The 22,282-nt window shown below is 45.3% G+C and carries 17 protein-coding genes; 4 read left to right on the top strand and 13 right to left on the bottom strand.

The features are described 5' to 3' along the window. Positions 1 to 53 precede the first annotated feature (53 nt). Together EV146_RS15570 and EV146_RS15565 are read right to left on the bottom strand one after the other, a co-directional pair. A complete protein-coding gene (locus EV146_RS15570) occupies positions 54 to 908 on the bottom strand; it encodes a Cof-type HAD-IIB family hydrolase (RefSeq protein WP_132008490.1) in 855 nt (284 codons plus the stop codon). Positions 909 to 991: 83 nt separating this feature from the next. Further along, complete coding sequence (locus EV146_RS15565) at positions 992 to 1,660, bottom strand: DNA alkylation repair protein (protein WP_132007940.1); 669 nt, start codon at positions 1,658 to 1,660, stop codon at positions 992 to 994. Between the two features lie 285 nt (positions 1,661 to 1,945). On the opposite strand from EV146_RS15565, the gene EV146_RS15560 reads away from it, so the two are divergent. Beyond that, positions 1,946 to 3,307 carry a YjiH family protein gene (locus tag EV146_RS15560; protein ID WP_132007937.1) on the top strand — a complete coding sequence of 454 codons (1,362 nt, stop codon included), beginning with the start codon at positions 1,946 to 1,948 and terminating at the stop codon, positions 3,305 to 3,307. A gap of 40 nt (positions 3,308 to 3,347) precedes the next feature. On the opposite strand, the gene EV146_RS15555 is transcribed toward EV146_RS15560, so the two are convergent. Both EV146_RS15555 and ybaK read right to left on the bottom strand, forming a co-directional pair. Beyond that, positions 3,348 to 4,439 carry a PRK06851 family protein gene (locus EV146_RS15555; RefSeq protein WP_132007934.1) on the bottom strand — a complete coding sequence of 364 codons (1,092 nt, stop codon included), beginning with the start codon at positions 4,437 to 4,439 and terminating at the stop codon, positions 3,348 to 3,350. A 144-nt stretch (positions 4,440 to 4,583) separates the two neighbouring features. Beyond that, the gene (ybaK, locus tag EV146_RS15550; RefSeq protein WP_132007931.1) at positions 4,584 to 5,060 is read right to left on the bottom strand and encodes a Cys-tRNA(Pro) deacylase; all 477 of its coding nucleotides are present in this window, start codon (positions 5,058 to 5,060) and stop codon (positions 4,584 to 4,586) included. A 172-nt stretch (positions 5,061 to 5,232) separates the two neighbouring features. Between ybaK and EV146_RS15545 the strand changes: the two genes are divergently transcribed. Beyond that, the gene (locus EV146_RS15545; RefSeq protein ID WP_241993927.1) at positions 5,233 to 6,777 is read left to right on the top strand and encodes an FAD-dependent oxidoreductase; all 1,545 of its coding nucleotides are present in this window, start codon (positions 5,233 to 5,235) and stop codon (positions 6,775 to 6,777) included. 246 nt (positions 6,778 to 7,023) lie between these two features. Here EV146_RS15545 and EV146_RS15540 read toward each other — a convergent pair whose 3' ends face one another. Then, complete coding sequence (locus tag EV146_RS15540; protein ID WP_132007928.1) at positions 7,024 to 7,917, bottom strand: NAD(P)/FAD-dependent oxidoreductase; 894 nt, start codon at positions 7,915 to 7,917, stop codon at positions 7,024 to 7,026. A gap of 257 nt (positions 7,918 to 8,174) precedes the next feature. On the opposite strand from EV146_RS15540, the gene EV146_RS15535 reads away from it, so the two are divergent. Beyond that, positions 8,175 to 8,546, top strand: coding sequence for a cytochrome-c oxidase (locus EV146_RS15535; protein ID WP_132007925.1), 372 nt, complete (start codon positions 8,175 to 8,177; stop codon positions 8,544 to 8,546). Positions 8,547 to 8,598: 52 nt separating this feature from the next. Here the strand turns inward: EV146_RS15535 and EV146_RS15530 are convergent, their stop codons facing one another. The 4 genes from EV146_RS15530 to purU all read right to left on the bottom strand — a co-directional run bounded on the left by EV146_RS15530 (position 8,599) and on the right by purU (position 14,787). Next, entirely contained in the window at positions 8,599 to 10,737 is a 2,139-nt protein-coding gene (locus EV146_RS15530) for a choice-of-anchor J domain-containing protein (RefSeq protein WP_132007922.1), read from the bottom strand. A gap of 282 nt (positions 10,738 to 11,019) precedes the next feature. Continuing rightward, a protein-coding gene (locus EV146_RS15525) for an IS3 family transposase (protein ID WP_132007919.1) occupies positions 11,020 to 12,353 on the bottom strand; the annotation gives its coding sequence in 2 pieces (ribosomal slippage) (positions 11,020 to 11,940 and positions 11,943 to 12,353; 1,332 coding nt in all). 114 nt (positions 12,354 to 12,467) lie between these two features. Beyond that, entirely contained in the window at positions 12,468 to 13,673 is a 1,206-nt protein-coding gene (locus EV146_RS15520; protein ID WP_132007916.1) for an MFS transporter, read from the bottom strand. Positions 13,674 to 13,887: 214 nt separating this feature from the next. Then, entirely contained in the window at positions 13,888 to 14,787 is a 900-nt protein-coding gene (purU, locus tag EV146_RS15515; protein WP_132007913.1) for a formyltetrahydrofolate deformylase, read from the bottom strand. A gap of 156 nt (positions 14,788 to 14,943) precedes the next feature. Between purU and pepT the strand changes: the two genes are divergently transcribed. Continuing rightward, positions 14,944 to 16,182 carry a peptidase T gene (gene pepT, locus EV146_RS15510; RefSeq protein WP_132007910.1) on the top strand — a complete coding sequence of 413 codons (1,239 nt, stop codon included), beginning with the start codon at positions 14,944 to 14,946 and terminating at the stop codon, positions 16,180 to 16,182. Between the two features lie 238 nt (positions 16,183 to 16,420). On the opposite strand, the gene EV146_RS15505 is transcribed toward pepT, so the two are convergent. The 4 genes from EV146_RS15505 to codB all read right to left on the bottom strand — a co-directional run bounded on the left by EV146_RS15505 (position 16,421) and on the right by codB (position 22,037). Beyond that, a complete protein-coding gene (locus tag EV146_RS15505) occupies positions 16,421 to 18,628 on the bottom strand; it encodes a sensor histidine kinase (protein ID WP_132007907.1) in 2,208 nt (735 codons plus the stop codon). After that, positions 18,606 to 19,298: a response regulator transcription factor gene (locus EV146_RS15500; RefSeq protein ID WP_132007904.1), complete on the bottom strand. Its 693-nt coding sequence runs from the start codon at positions 19,296 to 19,298 to the stop codon at positions 18,606 to 18,608. The genes EV146_RS15505 and EV146_RS15500 overlap by 23 nt, the downstream gene beginning before the upstream one ends. 199 nt (positions 19,299 to 19,497) lie before the next feature. Next, entirely contained in the window at positions 19,498 to 20,766 is a 1,269-nt protein-coding gene (locus tag EV146_RS15495) for a cytosine deaminase (protein WP_132007902.1), read from the bottom strand. Continuing rightward, entirely contained in the window at positions 20,763 to 22,037 is a 1,275-nt protein-coding gene (codB, locus tag EV146_RS15490) for a cytosine permease (protein ID WP_132007899.1), read from the bottom strand. Before codB ends, EV146_RS15495 begins: the two co-directional genes overlap by 4 nt. Positions 22,038 to 22,282: the final 245 nt, after the last annotated feature.

Genomic DNA, 22,282 nt, shown 5'->3' with positions numbered 1-22,282 from the left:
CAAAATTAAAGCCTCAAACTGGAGGAAAGTTCATATGATGTAAGTTCTCGCTGCTATAATACCTCCAGGATTGCTTCTGCTACTCCGCTTTCATCATTTGCGGAGGTTACCACATCGCACTCCATCTGGATTTCAAAGTCTGCATTGCCCATTGCCACCGCTCTTCCGACACGGGCAAACATGGACAGGTCGTTTTGGTTATCGCCTATTGCCATTGTATCTGCCAGAGAAATGCCCTTCGATTCTGTGAATGCCTCAAGTGCAATCCCTTTTTGTGCTTTCTCACTGGTGATTTCAATATTCAAATGACCTGATGAGCTCAGGGCCAGGCCTTCAATTTCAGATAATGATTTCTTGCCTTCCTCCTGCTTCTGCTCATCGATTGAGAAAGCGAGCAGTTTATAAATGGTATGCTCATCATCATTAAACAAAGGAGTGTAATCATCCACCACTTGAACCAGACCCTTATGGAACCGTTCGTGCGCTCCCCGGACGAGCGTCTCCATCGGCACTTCGGGATTGGCACTTGCAAAAATATCCGTCATAATGGTTATTGCTTTATCGGGATCATTTGTAAACGTCCCCTGGCTGGTGTAAACCTCAAAATAGTTGCCGGTTCTGGCCAACGCTTCCGCTGCCCTTCTGGCCTGATCCTTGCTTAATGGGTTCGTCGCGATGACACTGCCGTCTTTCGAGCGCACTTCCGCCCCGTTTACACAGATAATCGGAAGTTTGAGGCCCGCTTCATCCAAGACAAAAGTTGCCTCCTGATAAGACCTTCCAGTAGCGACAACAACCTCTATCCCCTGTTCCTGTGCTTTTAGAATCGCTGCCTTGTTCTCTTCCGTAATATCCTGCGTACTATTCAATAAAGTCCCATCCATATCAGTTGCAATACACTTAATCATCATTCTCACCCTTTATGTAGTTTCCCCTTATGAAGTAACGGGGGTCTATGTATCATTCTACCATGCAGAAACAAGCTTTCACTTCATGTAAGATATTTGCTTCCCTCCCGCACACTTAACGGTGCAAGTGAGTGCGTCTGAATAAAAGCCTTAACACATTCCGGGCAGGTTTTTGAGTACTCCCTCAATGCCCAGCCAATTCCTTTTTGGATAAAAAACTCCTTGCTGCCGGCATTCAGGGTTATATAGCGGTACAACAGCGCTTCATCTGTTTCGCTTTTATATTTTAGCTGAAAAATAATCGCCGTTCTTCGCAGCCACATATTTTCAGATACAGCCCATCTCTCCACCAGTTCGGGAATCAATTCCCGATGCTTGAACACAATCGTTCCAACCGGCTTTTGTGCAAGCGTATCAACACTGTCCCACCACGATTTGGTGGTAATCAGCTTCTCCATCAAGTAAATATCTTCTTTTCCCAGTTTCTTTAGATATTTTTCAATATAATCAATTGCCGCCATTTGAAATTCCCGCTGAGGCTTTTCCCACAATGCCAGAACGAACTCCTCATTAAACGGTTCCTTTAAAATCCCGGTCTTCTGGAAAAACTCCTTCTCGATCTCCCTTCTTTCTGGAGTCTTAATTCCAAAGAACTGAAAATGGCCCTTCATATAGCGGCTCATTTGCTCTGCATAGTCCTTATTGCCCCTCGCCCTGAGCATATCCTCCAGCGTTTCAGCAAGATCCCTCATATCGATACCTCTATTTCCTCGTGATCCTTTTACTCTTATTTTAGCATTATTGACGGTGCAATACTGTTTCAACCATGTAAAGATACCTTATTGGTTCCTTAATAAATGTCCAACAGCCATATTTAGTATTTTATTGCAATAATATTATCTCCGCCAAGTTTAAGGAGAAATCACCCGGGAAATAATATACGGAATTATCAGATTGAGAAAAAAGGTTGGCAAAAATATTATTGTGCATTAAAATGAATTTTGTTTTATAAATATGTAAGTAAGGGTGAATTAACTTTGGAGCAGGCATTACGTAAAAAACGCTCACTCAAGAACGTTTTAACCTTCATTATTCCATCATTGCTCGGAATCTTTCTGTTCATGATTCCGATTTCCTATAAAGGGGATATTACGATTCCCATTGCAGTTCTGTCCGGACTTATTCAGGAACTTCTAGCCGGATACCTGCCTCATATCATGACAGCCATCATCATCCTGACCTTGCTGGGGACCCTTTTGGCTAAAACGGTCCGGCCGGAGATCATGGCTCGCAATCCGTTTTTAAGAACCCTTTTAGATGTTCCAATGATCTGGTTTGTAGCCAGGATTCTTGGAGCAATCTTTGCTGTATGTGCCCTTTTCAAACTGGGGCCCGAAATGATCTGGTCCGATAATACAGGAGGCTTATTGTTGAATGACCTCCTCCCTGTGTTGTTTGCGGTCTTCCTGTTTGCAGGCCTGTTTCTCCCATTGCTTCTTGATTTCGGACTGCTTGAACTGTTTGGCACCCTGCTGACGAAAGTCATGCGACCAATATTCAAGCTTCCCGGAAGGTCTTCCGTTGACTGCATGGCCTCCTGGCTCGGAGATGGCACCATTGGTGTCCTTTTGACAAGCAAACAGTATGAAGAAGGCTTTTATACTAAAAGGGAAGCAGCCATCATTGGAACTTCCTTTTCGGTTGTTTCCATTACCTTCAGTCTTGTCGTCATTTCCCAGGTTGGTCTGGCGTATATGTTTGTCCCATTCTACCTGACTGTGACGGCCGCAGGTTTGATCTGTGCCATCCTGGCACCCCGGATACCGCCTTTGTCACGGAAGCCTGACACGTACTATGTTAAACAGTCCGGCAATTATACTGAGGATAAAATTCCTCCCGGCCATAACTCACTTTCCTGGGGAATGACTCAGGCACTGGATAAGGCCGGCACCCACAGGGGAATTCGTGATTTCTTCATCTCCGGCATTAAAAATATTCTTGATATGTGGATGGGTGTGGCCCCTATCGTCATGGCCCTTGGAACTGTTGCCCTGATCATTGCAGAGTATACTCCCTTCTTCCAGTGGCTCGGGCTACCTTTCATTCCGCTGCTTGAATGGATGCAGGTGCCGGAAGCGAAGGCTGCTTCGGAAACCCTTATGGTCGGGTTCGCCGACATGTTCCTGCCATCCGTCATCGGTGCGAGCATTGAAAGTGAGATGACCAGGTTTATCATTGCCTCCGTTTCTGTTACCCAGCTGATTTATATGTCAGAGGTCGGCGGCCTGCTGCTGGGTTCAAAGATTCCTGTTTCCTTTTGGGAACTTTTCGTTATTTTTATCCAGCGCACGCTGATTACGCTTCCTGTCATTGTACTGGTTGCCCACTTTCTGTTTTAAAATCATCAAAAGAGCACTCACCGCAATGAGTGCTCTTTTTTTACTGTTCCGACAGCAAATGGATTTGTGCATTGATTTCCTCTGTTATCTGGTTAATCACGGAAAAGTCCATGGCACGGATATAAATCTCTTCAAGCTGGTCGTGAAGATCCTTCGCTGTTGCCAGGGAGGCTATCGCCTTGTTCATATTCTCCCGGTACCTTCGCGAAACGTCCTTAATTTCATCTGCATATTTTTCGTCTGTGCCCGCGGCAATAATACTTCCGTACATATCAATGATTTCGTCATTTTCCCGTTCTGGAAAATACTCATGTGGTGCGGTACTGTCAAAAATGGCAAAGCCAAGCTCTCTCACGATCACCATATCCAGGCTGTGCGGATCAAAGCCGCAATGGTAAATTTCCGTATCAAACCCCCTGGCTTCCGCTTCGGCAGCGAGTTTTTTCAGCATCGTCGATTTTCCTGAGCCCGGCCTTCCTTTGATCAAATATCGTTTGCTGACACCCTCCGTTAAATTCGGCACAAAATCCACTGCTCCCTTAGGCGTGGCTGCCCCTAGATACCGGTGTCTTACGTCAGCTTTCTTGTCTTTCCTTTTCTCGCCAAAGAATCTACCAATCAGCTCTTCCGTGAGCTGGTTTGCCTTCTCAAAGTCCATATTGTCGATGTAGAACTTTTCCCATTCATCATGGACAGCCAGAGCCTGTGCAAACAAGCCGTAAGCAGCTGAAAATGCCTCGCTGATTTTTCCGCTAAGTAGTTCAATAGCTTCTCTCTGCGTTTTCAGTATCTCAGAATCCCAGGCCTTGCCAAGATTCACATATTCCTCAACAGCTCCCGGTGCCTTGGGTTCAATCACATGTGGGGCAGTGCCATCCACAATACCCACCTGAAGGGCCGGGATGATCAGCCCGTCAATCGAGTCATTATCAGAGGAGCAATGAAGGTACTCAATGTCGTAGCCCTTCTCATTCCACTCTTTTCCGAGTTTCTTCATCAGCGATGACTTTCCGGTCCCCGGACCCCCCTTTAAAATAAACAGGCGAGACAGCCCCTGCAGATTGGATTCATACAAGCTGTAAAACCCCCGGGCTGTGTTCCCGCCCGCGTAATAATTCAGCACTGTTGCCATTCAAATCGCTCCCTCCCGCCGTCTGGAACAACGGCAAATTCGGCTTCCATTCATCCTATGCGTCTGCAGGAATCTGGGTGAGTGCCCACGTCAGATAATCACACAAAAAAAGCCCATGCAGCGAACATGGACTGGGTTGAAACCTTATTTTCTGACATCAGCGAAAACGGCATGTGTAAGACTTTGTAAGTCCTTTGGCGCAAGCTCCACCTGGAATCCAATCTTTCCGGCACTGACGATCATCTGTTCCAGAGTCTCGGCTTTTAAATCGATTATCGTAGGATACTGTTTTTTCATGCCCAACGGCGAACAGCCGCCTCGAATATAGCCAGTATGCTTTTGCAGGTCCTTGACAGGCAGCATTTCTATCTTCTTTTCCCCTGAGGCCTTTGCAGCTTTTTTTAAATCCAGCTCATCTTCAACTTGAATGATAAAAACAAACAAATTTCTGGTGCTTCCCTGGGCAACAAGCGTCTTAAACACCACGCCGGGATCTTTCTTGATTTTTTCCGCTACCGACACACCGTCATTCTTTCCATCTTTGCTGTCATAGGTAAACACATGATAGAGAACCTTTTGGCTGTCCAGCAGCCGCATTGCATTCGTTTTAATGCCAGCCATGCTAAAACCCCTTCACTTCTTTCTCTTACCTTTATTTTACTGATTGTAAAGGCCCTTGGGCAATAGGAGAATAAAACAGGTTCCTCCGGGTAAAGTGGGAAGAAAGAAAGCATTATTTTCAAGAGATAGGAAAAAATAGAAAACAGACCATGACGGATAGGAGGATGATGGAATGACGAGAGAACTTGATCAAATGAATGGAATGCCGCAATTTCCGGAAGCATACTGGCTAGGAACTGCAGAATTGCCAGCCTTTCCTTCCTTAAACGAGGATATCGACACAGAGGTTGCCATTGTTGGCGGGGGAATGACAGGATTGACTGCTGCCTATCTCCTGGCGAAGGAAGGCTTCAAGGTTGCTGTAATTGAGGCAGGCAAAATCCTAACTGGGACAACCGGCCATACTACCGCAAAGGTGACAACGCAGCATGGCATCATTTACGATGAGCTGATCAGCCATTTTGGGGAGGAAAAGACGCGCCTGTACTACCAGGCCAACCATGATGCCCTGACTTTTATCAAAAACCTCGTGAATGAGAAGCAGATTCAATGCGATTTCTCTGAGGAGGATTCCTACATTTACACCAATTCCAGCCAGGAAATACAGAAGCTGATCAACGAGGTCACTGCCTATAAAAAGCTTGGAATCAATGGCGAGTACCTCAATGAGGTCCCAATTGAAGTGGAAGCCAAAGCGGCCATTGTCATAAGAAACCAGGCCCAGTTCCACCCGCTCAAATACTTGAAGCACCTGGTTGAGGAATTTACGAAAATGGGCGGACAGATCTACGAGAATACAACCGCTGTTGATATGGAAGAAGGAGACCAGCCTCGAATCACGACGCGTGATAACCACAAGGTCAGCTGCAGGCGAATGATCATCGCTTCGCATTATCCTTTTTACGATACAAAAGGGTTCTATTTCTCGAGGATGTCCATTTCACGTTCTTACTGCCTAGCGGTGAAGCCTGAAAAAGAGTTTCCGGGGGGTATGTTCATCAATGCCGAAACACCAACCCGCTCGCTTCGATCGGCAGAAATGAATGGGGAGCAAGTCATCATTTTTGGCGGGCATGAGCATCAAACCGGAAAAGAGATCAATACCCACCGTTACTATGAGGCCCTTGAGGCATTTGCAAGGCAAACCTACGGCATCAAGGAAATTCCTTACCGCTGGTCTGCCCAGGATCCGACTACACTGGACAAGATTCCTTTTGTCGGCCATTATTCACCCACAACTAAAAATATCTATGTGGCAACAGGATACCGCAAATGGGGGATGACAAACAGCACCAATGCAGCCCTGCTCCTCACTGACATGATTGTAGGCCGGAAGAATCCTTATCAGGAAGTCTTTGACCCTAACCGCTTCCATGCCGATCCGGATGTGAAAAAGTTCCTTACTGTAAACGCCAGGGTTGCTGCAGAATTGGTTAAAGGAAAGCTAGAATCGCCTTCAGCGCAGCCAGAGAACCTTAAAAATGATGAAGGTGCCACAGTGATGGTCAATGGCAAGCGGGCGGGTGCCTACCGGGATGAGGACGGCCAGCTGCATATTGTCGATACCACCTGCACCCACATGGGCTGCGAGCTTGAGTGGAATAACGGAGAACGTTCCTGGGACTGCCCGTGCCACGGTTCCCGTTTTTCCTATGAAGGGGAAGTCCTCGATGGCCCGGCCGAAACTCCGTTGAAGAAGCTGTCAGGGGAAGCTTGAGCCAGTAATTTTGATGAAACTATAAAACATTCTATAATCTGCAAGTTTGCAATTGGTAAAAATAGCTAAATGTAGTGTAATGACGTAAAAACGTAGTGTAAATTGGTTTACTTGTAGAGAAAAGCAGCAAATCGTGGAGTAAAATTCCATTATCGTGGAGTTTACCTTAAAAATCGTAGTGTAAAATTTTCAAAGCCGTAAATACTTCATAAAACAGCCCGCTATACTAATACAGCGGGCTGTTTTTTATTCCCCAAGCAATGTTTTATGAATCCAGATTCCCGATTGGGAACCGTCCCCCATGGCAATGGTTACCTGTTCCGAATGAGCGACCACATCACCTGCTGCCCAGACACGATCAACATTAGTCATTTTAGTCCTCGGGTCGACAAGGATATGCTTGTTGGCATGAAGTTCAACACCAAGCTGTGCGGCCAGCTGCGACTTAATTTCATTTCCCCCAAATGCAACAAACCCTCTGGATGCTTCCACCTGTTCGCCATTCCTGAGCTGGACACCCCGAAAGTCAGCTTCCTCTGCCAGCACTTTTTCAATTGGTTCATTGACATATACAATTCCTTTTTCCTTTAGGCTGGAAAGAAGTTCATCATCAACATCCACTTGCTCATGATTGACATACGTAATCTCTTTTGTCCAATAGGAAAGGGTTAAAGCCATATTGGCTCCCGGATTTCCTGACCCCATCACAATGGTTTGCTTGTCTGACACCTCATAGCCGTCGCAATCCGGACACACATAGACAGAGATTCCTAAACAAGGCTTCAATTCCGGAAAAGGAGGAATCCTGTCGACAACCCCTGTGGAGATAAGCAGCGTCTTTGCGCTAAACGTCTCTCCGCCTGCTGTTTCCACTGCAAACTTCTCATTTATTTTTTCAGCCTTGATGACACGGTCTGTGATAAATTCTACTCCCAGTCTTGAGGCATGCTCCTGCCCAATGCTGCGGAGCTCTGGCCCGCTCACACCATCAGGATAGCCCAGAACATTATGGTAGCTGTGGCAGATGACTGACCTGCCGTCATTCGCGTCCAGAACCAGCACTTTATGCTTATAGCGCCCTAGCTGGATGGCCGCCTGAAGCCCGGCGATTCCTCCCCCAATAATGATGCAATCATACATTCCTGCGCTCACTTCCTTTCAAAGATCAAACCTGCCATGGTAAAAGAATTCCCTTTTTGGAAAAGTGTAATCCTTCCAGTAAAAAAGAACCGCTGCTCACGAGGGGAGTATTCCGGCTTTTAAGATTGAGGCAAAAGCATGATTTTGGGCCTATTATTTCTATGCCTTCAACATAAAAATCAGTCTAAAAGTACTAATATACGATTAAATTCCATACATTTTAAGGAAATTATTTTTCTATGCAAGGGGGAAGTATAATGGGAGCGAGATTTTTTAAGATTGCCGTAGTTTATTTTGTGATTGCCATTCTCCTTGGGCTGTTGATGGGAATTCTTCATGATTTTTCTTTAACCTCTGTCCATGCCCACTTGAATTTGCTTGGCTGGGTCTCAATGGTCCTATTCGGAACCATTTATCATTTTTATCCGGAAGCCAGCAGCAATGGCCTGGCTGTATCCCATTTCTGGCTTCATAATCTCGGTTTGCCGGCGATGCAGGGCAGCCTCCTGGCCATGGTGCTCACCGGAAACGAATCTTTAACAATCCTGACCATTATTGGTTCGCTTGCTGTTGTCCTTGGCGGTATCCTGTTTGCCATTAATGTCTTTAAGCATGTAAAAGCCACATAGAAATCGGCAACAAAGGCTGCAGTCATAATGACCGCAGCCCAAGGGTTATTTTTTATTTCTTTTTGCCGTTGTTTTTCTCTTTCTTTTTATCCTTTTTCAGCTTGACCTCATAGGAGAAATCTACTGGACTTCTCTGGTCCGCCGGAGCTGCATAGGAGGTAATCATATAGTTCTTGCCATCCTTGAAAAGCTGCCTTAAATTCAGGGCATCCTTTTCAGTGACATTGAACGGATCTACCGTTATCACTTTATAATTGGTTTTTGCCCCTTTTTTATTGCCCACTTCCCTTTCATTGATAAAGGTCACCGTATACTCCACATACTTCCCAAGGATCTCATCAAGCGATTTGAACGCATCGGTGGAGCTTCCGTCCTGGCTGAAGCCAATTTCCGGGATTTCGACATTGTCGATGAACCAGCCTGAATCATTATGACCCCAGTCGGTCAGATATCTGAAGGAAATCAGAACTTTCTTCCCGGTATATTCGCTTAAGTCAAAGGTTTCCTCCTGCCACTCTTTAATATTGCCAGTAAAACCAGGCACATTTTCTTTAATTTTTGGATACCCATCTTCAACTACATCTGAACGGGTATTTTCGTTGGCCAGGCTCTTCCAGGTCTGCCCATTATCTGTTGAGACCTGGACTACCCCAAAGTCCCATTGTTCTTCAATATCTAGATAGTTATCAAACTTTAGGGTTGCGGCATCTACTCCACTTAGATCGGCTTCAAAGATGAGCATATTGTCCGCTTCATCGCCTTTATTTCCCCAAAGGACTTTGTTTGCGGCATCCTTTGGATCAGCCACCGACTCCCACGGCGATGCCAGGAAATCGACTCCGTCAAAGGAAATCCCGCTGATTTTATCCTTGAAGGCAAGCTCCTTGAAGTCTCCGCCCCAGGCTGGGACTCCTTCTTTTTCATAGGTTTTGGCACTTTCATAATCTACCGTCTTGCCGCGTTTAAACGTCTTTCCATCCACGGTAACATCCAGATTCCTCAAGTCGATGCTGTCAAAGTTGTATATCCCGTCTCCCGGTTTGTCACTGTCGATTGCCAGGGCGGTAATAAAGTTTTGGTAAAGCTGGGTAAAATCAAGATCGAGTCCCTCATCTGCAAGAGCCTTATTGACACCGTTAATCCCATTCTCTTCCGAAAGGGCCAAATCCCTGATAAACTCCCGGCCAAACTTGTCATTCATATAGAGGGTGAACAAATAAACCTGTCCGTAATCGGCAATGGTTTCAGGACCGGTTGCTGCACCAGAATGCTCGTCCCAGCTGGTCAGCGAGTTTTCCGGATGATCCAGGTAAAAATTAATCGACCTGTCATCATGGCCATATCCGCCCAGGTATTCAGAGAACGTCGACATTCCTTCATTGATCCAGGTTTCCTCATCCCCGTCATTATCCGCATGAATCAGATGCTGAAGCTCGTGGATGGTTGTCCCGAAGAAGGTGCTCTCCAGCCTTGTTTCCCAGCTGTTTGTATCAATCGTAATGATGTTTCTGTCAATATAGTTTTCTAGTGTCTGCCAGAAGAATCCGGCAACAAAGAATGGATAACTTGGGTTCGTATAGCCTTCATCAATGATGTTATCCACCAGCATGATCACCTTGTCACTTCCTTCATAGTAGCCTTCCGGCAGGCCTACCATTCCTGGCAGCGGTGACTTGGATCCGTCATGCTTGTCGGGAGTACCGAAGAACTCCGTCGCCTTTGGATAGATATTGCTGTCAAATTCGTCCCGGAGCTTGTCCACCTGCTCCTGAGTCACTACATGTGCAGGCCTGTCATCCGGAAAGCTTAGATCATTCGCCACCCAGATCTCCACGTTTTCTCCTTCACTTCGAAGTGTAAATTCTTTAAAATCCAATTCTCTGTTCAGAAAGAGTTTAGTGCCGCCATCATATGTAAAAGAACGATCTTCAGCTGAGGATTTACTGGTACTCTCCTCATCAAAGTTAATTCCCTTCGCCTGATTCACAATCGATTTCTCCGCTTTCTTTAAAAAGGCCTCATCCTCCGAAAGCCGATCAAGATAGCCATCAATGTCGACGCGGTCGCCGTATCGCTCAACGTCCCAGTTTGCTGTCGTCGCAGCTTCTGCCTTTTGAACAGGTACTGCCGCGGGTGCCAGCAAGGACAGTGCAAGTACTCCAGTAGTCAGGATCGATAATAGCTTTTTCATGCATGTTCCCCTTTCGCCAAAACGAAGTATTTAGTGCGAATATCGTAACATACATAATATTCTGATAACAGTGAGGATATTCCTAGATAAACTGTTAATAATAACCAAAGTTTCTACAATAAGTAACTCATAATTTAAAAGAATATACCCGATAACTCCCTAAATGACCCGATTTTTAAAAGATACTGGCAGACATACCTAGTACTTTTATCCTGGTTCCCAGACACAAAAAGACCGTCTCCACATTAATCTGTACCCATTGTAAAGGACATTTTAAAAAAGCTAGGCTAGTTTAAGAAGATGATCTCTGTATTCAACAGGGGTCATCTTTTTTATATTCCATTGATATCTGTTGTGATTGTAGTAGTGGATGGCAACTTTCACTTCTTGTTTAAGTTCTTCTAAGGTTTCACATGATTTTATATCAACCAAGTCCTTAAAATGACCAAAGAATGATTCCTGGGGGGCGTTGTCCCAACAGTCCCCCCTCCTGGACATGGATTGTCCCAACCTGAATTTTTTCACCAGCTTTTGATAAACAGGGCTGGTATAGTGACCTCCCTGATCAGAGTGTATATAGGCTCCTTTAGCTAATTTTATTCTCCTGTTTCTCTTTAACTTCTTAAGTGTGTCTATAGCGATATCAAGGGTAATCCGATCAGAAACCTGATGAGCTAACACTTCATTGGTGGAAGCGTCAAGAATGGTTGATAGATACGCCCTTTTGCCTTTACCGAAATATAGGTAGGTTATATCCGTAAGCAGGACTTTATAGGGGATTCCTTGTTTGAATTCCCTGTTAAGCAGGTTCGGGACGACCTTGTGTTCCTGGGTAGCCTTCATGATGCGCTTGTAGGAATTGGCTCTCCTAAAGGGACTCTCAATTCCGTATTTCCTCATGATTCTTCTGATTCTCTTGAGGTTAAAGACAACACAAAACTGACCTGCCAATACCATCTTAATTTGGCGAGCCCCTTTCTTGCGGCTTTTGAAATTGTATGCTTTTAAAACCAAGTCTCGGAGCACTTCATCTTTTTTCTCCCGCTCCTTCCTTCGCTCAACTTGTTTCGCTGAAAAGTAGTTATAGTAACCCTGACGTGACACACCAGCTGCTTTACAGAGGTGGGATATCATACGTTTGAGATTGTATTTCTCGAAGACGGATCGGATAAGATTGAATTTCTGATCAGCAGACAACTTTATTTCTTCTTCATCCCCCTTTCGGCAAATCGTATCTTTTTTAATAGTTCGTTCTCAGCTTTCAACAGGTTATTTTCGGCCTCTAACCTTGCATACTTTTCTTCAATGGAAAGCTCTCTTTCTCTTGGCCTGCCTATGTTTTCTGATCTTGTGTCTTGCAGTCCAAGCACTCCGTTCTTTCGATAGGCTTCACGCCACCTTTTCCCCGAAGACTGAATACGACTTATTCCGATGATTTCCTCATCAAACCCACATTCATCAAAGATTTCCCTGGGCGTCCTTCCCTTTTTGTTTTTTGCAATAAAGAGCTTCTTGAATTCATCAGTATAGGTAATCCCCTTTGAAGTCACAGATTTAACATAAGGATTTTTGGATAGTGTTTTAATCTCTTTTTCCGTAAATAACTTTTTACTCATAAATTGTTCTCCCGCCCCATTTTTATCTATTGTACATAGAAAGACCCTGTGCAGTAGACTTTTTTCATGTGTCTACTACACAGGGTACAGTTTACATGGAAACGGCCTTTTCTTTTAAGCCAATTCTTTTTTCTTCGTTTCTTCACCCAGGAAGAATACGGCGGCTGCCCCGATCAATACTGCCCCGCAAAAGATGGCAAAGATCGTCGAGATGGATATACCGCTTGAAACGAGGTACGGAACCAGGAGCGGGCCAAGAATCCCGCCAACCCGGCCAACGGCAGCTGCCGTTCCCGCACCAGTCCCGCGGATCTTCGTTGGATATTGCTCCGGGGTATAGGCATAGAGAGCTCCCCATGCTCCAAGATTAAAGAAGGAAAGGAAAATTCCCGCCGTGATCAATAATCCCAGTGATTCCGCGTTGCCAAAGAAATAAGCACTGAGTGCCGTTCCAATCAGATAAACAACAAGGACAAATTTCCGGCCTAATCGTTCAATAAACCATGCTGCCGTAAAATATCCCGGAAGCTGAGCAAGTGTCATAATAAGCACATACTGAAAGCTCTTAATCAAGCTAAAGCCTTTTATGACCATCACGCTCGGAAGCCAGAGAAACATTCCATAATAGGAGAAAACGACGCAAAACCAGAGGATCCATAGCATGGCCGTCCTCTTCACGTTTTCCTTTGCCCACAACGCCGAAAGACTCTGCCCGATGGTTGGCCTGTCCTTCTCTTTTACCGAAAGAAACCTGGGAGAATCAGGCAGGTTAAGGCGCAGGTATATCGCATAGAAAGCAGGGATAGCACTTAGAATCAGCGCTGTCTGCCAGCCATAGTCAGGAATGATAAAATAGGCGATTAGTGCAGCAATCAGCCAGCCTGCGGCCCAATAGCTTTCCAGCAGGACAACAACGCGGCCCCGCTTTTCAGCTGGCACACTTTCCGATACAAGTGTAGAGGCAACAGGCAGTTCTCCTCCCAGCCCCGCTCCAATGATAAAGCGAAGGATTAAAAAGACTGTCAATGAAGTGGTAAAAGCCGACAATCCACTCCCAATGGAAAACAATAGCAATGTTATGATAAAGACATTTTTACGGCCAATCCGGTCGGCCATCAATCCGAAAAACATGGCACCGACAGCCATGCCGATTGAGTTCACACTCCCGATCCATCCCATCTGCTGAACAGATAAACCCCAATCCACCTGCAGCGCCGCGATGATAAAGGAAAGCAAGCCCACATCCAGGGCATCAAACATCCAGCCCAGTCCTGCAATTCCCAGCAGCTTTCGGCCCGAGATCTCTTTCTGTTTTTTCATTGCCGAACCCCCTTTTATGCTATCCCTATTTTGCCAGGATCCGCTATTTTCTATTACGATTAATGGTTGCAGGTATTATTTTAACCACTGTCTTGACAGTTGTCATCATTTTTTGACAAATGCCTCCTTTTTTTACCGTGTTCCCGTATCTGCTTGCTTTTAATCCCTAAAAAAAACCATCACTCCAGCGGGAGGATGGTCTTTTCTAAGTGGATTAAAATAAGATCGTTTTATTTCCGTGGACAATGACACGGTCTTCAAGATGCCATTTGACCGCACGCGCCAGGACACTTCGCTCAATGGACCGGCCAATCTTCTTTAGATCCTCTACCTGATCTCGATGGTCCACACGCATGATATCCTGCTCAATGATCGGCCCTTCATCAAGATCATCCGTCACATAGTGGGAGGTTGCCCCGATCAGTTTTACTCCGCGCTGGTACGCCCGGTCATAAGGCCTCGCACCCACGAAGGCTGGCAGGAAGGAATGGTGGATGTTGATGATTTTATACGGATGGGCCGCAACAAAGTCCGGTGTCAGAATCTGCATGTAGCGGGCCAGAATGATCACGTCAATTTCATGTTCCTTCAGGAGGCTTAGCTGCTTCGCTTCTGCCTCGGCACGGTTTTCCTTGGTTGCAGGTATGTAATGGAACGGGATGCCGAGTCTTTCAACAATTTCTCTTGCATCTTCATGGTTGGAGATGACCAGGGATATATCCGTCATTAAGTCGCCGCCCTGCCATTCCAGCAGCAATTCCCTCATGCAGTGAAGTTCCTTTGAAACGAAGATCGCGGTCTTTTTTAATTCGGATACAAGTGAAAGCTTCCAGTCCATGCTGAACTTTTCGGCAATTTCCTGAAATTCGCTCGTCAATTCTTCTTTCTTTTCCTGCAGTTCAGAACACTCAAATTCAATTCGGATAAAAAAGCTTCCGCCCTCAGGATTTGTCGAGTACTGGCTCGATTCCATGATGTTCGCTCCATGGTCAAATAAAAACTTCGATACAGCCGCTATGATACCTGGCTGATCGGGACAATTGATTAACAGCCGTCCGCGGTTTTTTTGATTTTCTTTAAAAGCATTCAATATTTCTGAAATTTCCTGTTTCATTTTTACCCTCTTTTTTCAATTTTTACTACCCATTATACGATAGTGTCTGCATAGCGCACCAGTTATATTTCAAAATTTGTCGAAAAAGCTTGGATGATAATGAAAACATGACCTTGTGATACACTATTTTTATCATAAACTTTGGGAGTTGGTTAAATGAAATCCGAAATCATTGAAAGATTCACTTCCTATGTAAAAGTAGACACACAATCCGATGAGAGCAGTGAAACCTGCCCGTCCACCCCGGGCCAGCTGACACTCGCCGGCCAGCTCGTAGATGAATTGAAGGCCATCGGGATGGAAGACGTCACAATGGACCAATATGGCTATGTAATGGCAACCCTTCCTTCAAACACAACAAAAACTGTGCCGACAATCGGATTTTTAGCCCATGTCGATACGGCGACTGATTTTACCGGCAAAGGCGTCAAGCCACAGATTGTTGAAAATTACGATGGCCATGACATTGTCCTAAATGAACAGCAGCAAATTATTTTGTCCCCTAAAGAATTCCCTGAGCTCCCGCAGTATAAAGGCCATACCTTGATTACAACCGACGGCATAACCCTGCTGGGAGCTGACAATAAGGCAGGCATCGCTGAGATCATGACGGCAATGGACTTCCTTATCAGGCATCCGGAAATCAAGCACGGAAGAATCAGAGTCGCTTTTACACCAGATGAAGAGATCGGCAGAGGGCCGCACCGGTTTGATGTGAAGGCCTTTGATGCTGCCTACGCCTATACAATGGATGGCGGTCCGCTTGGGGAGCTTGAGTATGAAAGCTTCAATGCGGCCGCAGCAAAGATTACATTCAAAGGGAAGAACGTCCACCCTGGAACAGCCAAAGGGAAAATGGTGAACTCTGCAAAACTGGCAATGGAGTTCAACAGCCTGCTGCCTGCTGAGGAAGCCCCGGAATATACAGAGGGATATGAAGGATTCTACCACTTAATCTCGTTTAATGGTGATGTGGAGGAAACCAGGCTGCATTATATTATCCGCGACTTTGACCGTGAAAAATTCGAGGATCGAAAGGCAAATATCACGGCAATCGTCGATGATCTTCAAAAAACCTACGGCAGTGATAAAATCATCCTGGAAATGAATGACCAATATTACAATATGCGCGACAAAATTGAACCAGTGAAGCATATCGTCGACCTCGCCCACCAGGCGATGGAGAACCTTGGCATCAAGCCCGTCATTAAGCCCATACGAGGCGGCACAGACGGTTCGCAGCTAAGCTATATGGGACTCCCGACGCCGAATGTGTTTACCGGCGGCGAGAACTACCATGGCCGATATGAATATATCTCGGTCGATAATATGGAAAAGGCCGTACAGGTCATCATTGAAATTGCGAGGCTTTATGAGGAAAAGGCGGAACAATAAGTGAAAAATAGCGAAAGGCTGGTTCAAGAGAGGATATACTCCCTTTTGAACCAGCCTTTTTGACTTCCCTGACCAGCCATTTTGGTGTTTATGCATCGATTCCCTGAGGTTATACATACATTCCTTTGATTTATCGATCAATAATCGTAATTTATGCATCGATTATTTTTATTTATTGAAAAACCAGTGTCCAGGTTGTGACAAACAGGGATCATTAGAGGAAAATAGACCTTCATCACTACACTGTCTCTAACGTTACTATCACCTTGAACAAGTCTCCATCTACCTCAATGTCGAGCTCGCCGTCATGCAGATCAACAATGGATTTGGCAATCGCGAGCCCCAGCCCTGAGCCTTCTGTATTCCTTGACTGATCTCCCCGCTTAAACCGTTCAAACAGCTCATCTACACTTTCACTCAGCTCGTATTTCGTCACATTCTTGAAGGTAATCACGGCGTTATTACCGTTGGGTTTCAGGGAGATATAGACACGAGTATTTTCCAGGGAATATTTTAGAATATTTCCGATTAAATTATCAAACACCCGCCACAGCTTCTGCCCATCCACCATGGAATAAACCGGTTCCTCGGGTGCAGATACTCTGAATTGCAGGGAATTCTGATCCATTTTTTCGCTGTGTTCAGCAAGTGCCTGCTGCAGGAGCTGCACAAGATCGATTCTCTCCCTCACCAGTTCCACACTGCCGCTCGCCATTTTAGAGGCTTCAAACAAGTCATCAATCAGGACCTTCAGCCGCTTGGATTTTCGGTCAATGATTTCAACATAGGCCTCGCGGTCAGCCTCATTCACCCCAGGTGCCTTTAAAAGCTCGGTATACGTAATGATGGAAGTAAGCGGTGTTCTCAAATCATGGCTTACATTCGTAATCAGTTCTGTTTTTAGCCGTTCGCTTTTTGCCTGCTCATTCTGCGACTTCTTTACGCCATGCTTTAGGACATTAATATTGCCGGCAAGCGTCCCCAGGGCGGACCTCTTTTTCACCGGTAAATCGCTCCCCATCCTACCAGCGGCCAGCTCATTGGTATTTTGCAGGATTGTATTAAAATAACCCGTCCGCCTAATCAGGACAGCTGCCGGGAAAATCGCTGCCAGGAAAAGGAATCCAAAGACTAGAAGGAAAAATGGGTCAACAAAAACCAGACCTGCGGACAGACCAAATAAAAAGATTCCCGAGAGCAATATCAGCAGCTGAATACCGGTGCTGCGGACTAAAAATGCATTCCTGATGCCGGTAACCATCCGGAAAATGTAACTTCCTTTCCAGTCCTCCTTAAGTTTTTTTCTATCTCCCCATTGAACGGCAATCATCTTCACCTGTAAAATAAACGCCACCATAAACAGGGTTGCAATCAGCAGGCCAATCAGCAGATCCGCAAGCTGGGAATAAGAAAAATAATAGAATTGGTCATTGATCAATAGGAAACTGATGATTCCGCCGAACATCGTCACTCCGAACAGGAGAACCCGAAGATCAATCGGCAGCCCGAGATAGAGCCCCGCCCATTTATCATTGAGCGACAGGGCCTGAATCTCTTTTCTCCCTAACAGGACACTTGCGGTCAAGGCTGCCAGACCTGCACCGATGTAAATCATCAGCAGCACTTTCCGCTTTTGGAAGTCTTCATACATGTTCATGATATAGCTGGGAGAGGACTCTATTTTAGAAACAGCTACCTGTCCCTCAAAAAGCCTTGGTGTGGTCACAATCTGACTGACGGTTTCCTGTTCCCCCGAATAGCCATATTGATATTGAGCTGACAGATATCCTTGGTCACCTGCCGGATAGGTACGAATAAATATCATATTCTTTTTATTCAAATGATCCTTGGGAGACTCATTTCCCGCAAGATTCAGATTGGTATAAACCTTGCTGCTGTCACGGTCCTTCAAATAATACGTGAAAGCTTCGCTGTACCTCAGGTAATCTGAACGGTTGGTTTGAAGGTCGCGGTAATATTGATCGATTTCCTTCTCCTTTTCTGCTCTGACTTTTTTCTCAACATGCTCGTCACTTTTAAAGTTTTGTGATATATCCTCTATTTTTTCGTCCCGCTCTTTTTTATAGGCTTCCGCCACTTCCTTGTCCCCAGCTGCTTCCGCCTCTTCGATTAAACCAGCATATTGATTTCGAATGGTCGCTTTTTGACTGAGTAAATCGCCATACTGGTAGCGGTGCTCATCAATCTCCTCTGCTGTAACCGTGATTGCCTCCTTGGCCTCTTCGCTGCTCATTTCATTTAATTCATAAAGGAATAGGTAGTCAATAAACTGGTTGTATTCAGACCGAAACTCTTCTGTTTCAAAATAATCATCTAAAAGATTGCTGCTGTTGGTTGCAAGGACAAAAATCCCGCTGATTCCGAAGGTAAACAGGAGCACAAGGAAGGCCAGCTTGATGTTCCTATTTCTCAATTTTGTATCCAATTCCCCACACCACCTTTAAATATCTCGGATTTTTTGGATCAATCTCAATTTTTTCGCGGATTTTACGAATATGAACGGCGACTGTATTTTCTGCATTTATGTATGGTTCCTTCCAGACCCGTTCATAAATTTCATGAATGGAAAATACATGGCCCGCGTTCTTCATCAGCATTTCAACAATCCGGTACTCGATTGGTGTCAGTTTCACAATGTCGCCATTCACCCTGATTTCCTTTGCTGCCGTGTCCAATGTCAACCCGTTCAAATCAATCACTTGCTTTCGGCCCTCAAAAGTTCCAAGCGTCACATATCGCCTAAGCTGCGATTTTACCCGGGCTATCAATTCCAGCGGGTTAAAGGGCTTCGTCACATAATCATCCGCTCCGACCTGAAGGCCAAGGATTTTATCCATATCTTCACTTTTAGCACTCAGCATGATAATCGGAATGTTTTTTTCTTCACGGATTTTAAAAGCCGTCGAAATCCCGTCCTGCCGAGGCATCATAATATCCAGGATAATAAGGTGAATCGTATGCTCATTCAGCTTTTCGATTGCCTCAATGCCATCCTTTGCCTTTATCACTGTTATGCCTTCATTTTTCAGATATATTTCAATGGCATCCCTAATCTCCTTTTCATCATCCACGACAAGGACCTGATATGTTTCCATTCTCATTCCCCCTCTCTCTCTTTCACTGACTCTATTTTAACCAGCAAATCTTAATGCTTACTGATGAACTTTCTTAAGACTTTCTTAAGATTCCTGTTTCATGTTGGGCCCATCTACTATCATAAGGCCAAACAAGCACTGAGCCTACAAAACAATAAAAAACTGCACCAGATAACTGGAGCAGTTTTTAACAATAGAATTACTTCTCAAAATCTACAAATTCAGAATCCCCGCCAAGCGTAACATGAGTTTCAGATGGTTTTGTTTCTGCAATCACTTTTCCATTGCGGATCGAATAACGGACGGATGCCTGCTTGCGTATAGCTTCATATTCATTTTTAGCAGATAAGATGATCATGTTCGCCGGTTTTCCTTCTTCAATCCCGTAATGATCCTGAATATTTAACGTCTTTGCACTGTTTGATGTTATCAAATCGACTGAATTTACAATCTGGTCGTACCCAAGCAGCTGGCTCACATGAATGCCCATATGGAGAACCTGAAGCATGTTCCCTGTGCCAAGCGGATACCAAGGGTCAAAAATGTCGTCATGCCCGAAGCAGACATTCATTCCAGCTTCCTGCAGCTCCTTTACTCTTGTAAGCCCCCTGCGCTTTGGATAAGTGTCAAACCGGCCTTGTAAGTGGATGTTGACCAGCGGATTGGAAACAAAATTCATCTCAGACATTTTTAAAAGCCGGAACAGCTTAAAGGTATAGGCATCATTGTATGAGCCCATTGCTGTCGTATGGCTGGCCGTCACTTTGCTCCCCAGGCCGGTGCGCAGCGCCTCAGCTGCCACTACCTCCACGAACCGGGATTGCTCATCATCAATTTCATCACAATGGATATCCACGAGGCGATCGTATTTCTCGGCAAGAGCAAAGGCCATTTTTAATGAATCTACACCGTATTCCCTGGTAAATTCATAATGGGGAATCCCGCCGACAACATCCGCTCCCATGACTAAAGCTTCTTCAAGGAGTTCAGCTCCATTCGGAAAAGAAAGAATTCCATCCTGCGGGAATGCAACCAGCTGCAAATCCACAAACGAAGACATTTCTTCTTTGACCTCAAGCATTGCTTTTAAAGCCGTAAGCTCTGGGTCTGTTACATCAACGTGGGTTCTTACATGCTGTATTCCCTGGGCAATTTGCCATTTAAGCGCCTTTTTTGCCCTGGTTTTGACATCCTCTGCTGTAAGAGTTTTTTTTCGCTCCGCCCAGGTTTGGATCCCTTCAACAAGCGTGCCGCTCTCGTTCCATTTCGGTTCACCTGCCGTAAGCGTCGTATCAAGGTGGATATGCGGCTCGATAAAAGGAGGAAGCACCAGGCTCCCGCTCACATCCAGGATTTCCTCGTATCCGTTCTGTTCAACCTGCTGGCCAATCTGTTTAATTTTTCCTTCTTCAATCAGGATGTCCCAGAGACCCTCTTTATTTCTCAGTTTTGCATTTTTGATAATCATGCGCTCACCTTTTCCATTTCTACTGTTGATGTCTTAGATTCTGTGAAAGTTTTAACTGCTAGTGATAAAACAACATAGAGCAGGGCTGACCCAATCAATCCGTTCAATGGCGGAATTCCGGGCAGAAATTTAGCGAGAGCAACCCCTGCTCCCCAGGCAATCAATGCAGTCCAGTTAATCGTTTTAAACTGAACCTTTTCGAAAGCTTTATATTTTCCGCGGTTGAGGATGAAATAATCGGCAATGATAATGGCTCCAATTGGCGGAAGAGCTGCGCCAAGGACTGTCAAGAATCCTACGAAGTTGTTATAAAGCCACATGGCCATGATTGTACCAACAATTCCGTTAAAAATAACCACTTTGCTCTTTTTAATCTTTGTAATATTGGAGATTCCTAGCCCAGATGCATATATCGCGTTATCATTGGTTGTCCAGATATTGAGTCCCAGGACGATGATGGCCGGAATGATCAGCCCCTGCAGGAACATAACCTCCGAGATATCAGACTGTCCTGTTGCGACCGCACCGATTGCACCAAAGATGAACATTAAGGAGTTTCCGATAAAAAACGCAATGACTGTAGTAGCAACCGCTGTTTTCTTTGTTTTTGCAAATCGTGTAAAATCCGGTGTCAGAGTACCGCCGCTGATAAAAGATCCAACACAGATGGTTAGTGCAGCTGCAAGGCCAATCGATTCAGATGGCTGATAGTGCATCAGTCCTTGAATGCCTCCGAGGTCTACCGCTGCTTCCGAAGCCGAGTACCCTCCGAGAATGACAATCGCAGGTACAGCGATAAAGCTCAGGATGGTCAATGCCTTCATGCCGAAAAACGCGGTAGCTGTCATTAAGAGCCCTGAAACAATAATCAACAGGTTCGTATCAAGGCCTGTCACTTTTTGAACCGGCACAGCAAACATGGCTACGCCTACCCCAAACCAGCCAATCTGAGTCAGGCTCAGTAAAAGGGAAGCAACATAAGAGCCTTTTTCACCAAACGCGTATCGAGTCAGCAAGTGCGTGGATAAACCAGTTTTGGCTGCAATATAAGCTAGAGTCCCTGTATAGGCGCCAAGAATCAAGTTTCCTGCGAGGACAATCCAGATGAATTCTGTCAGGGATAGCCCGAGCCCCAAGGTTCCGCCGGAAAGCATGCTCGCCGAGAAGAACGTAAAGCCAAGCATCACGACAAGCATCTTCCAGAAGCCGCTCCGATGGGTTTTAGGTACAGCTGTCAGTGAAAAATCGAGATCAATCTTATTCTTTTCCATTACCAATTCCTCCAATTTGTTAGTGTGCCTGGTACCGAAGAAACCTTCGTAGACATCGTTTTAACAGAGAATCGGCATAAAAAAAGCTACTTGCCGGATTCGACAAGTAGCTTTTTGCACATGAAAAAGGCCGCGGGCACAGAGCACGCTTATTTTTCACTATTCCGCTGTCCTTGTCAGCCTCACAGGACTGAATTTAAAGGTACCAGTTATTAAATTACCATCATTATTTCAGAAATATTTAT

It is taken from the genome of Mesobacillus foraminis (genome assembly GCF_004340465.1).
Classification (GTDB): Bacteria; Bacillota; Bacilli; order Bacillales; family Cytobacillaceae; genus Mesobacillus_B; species Mesobacillus_B foraminis.
The sequence above is the reverse complement of the archived record's forward strand: the minus strand, read 5'-3'. Positions and strand labels throughout refer to the sequence as shown.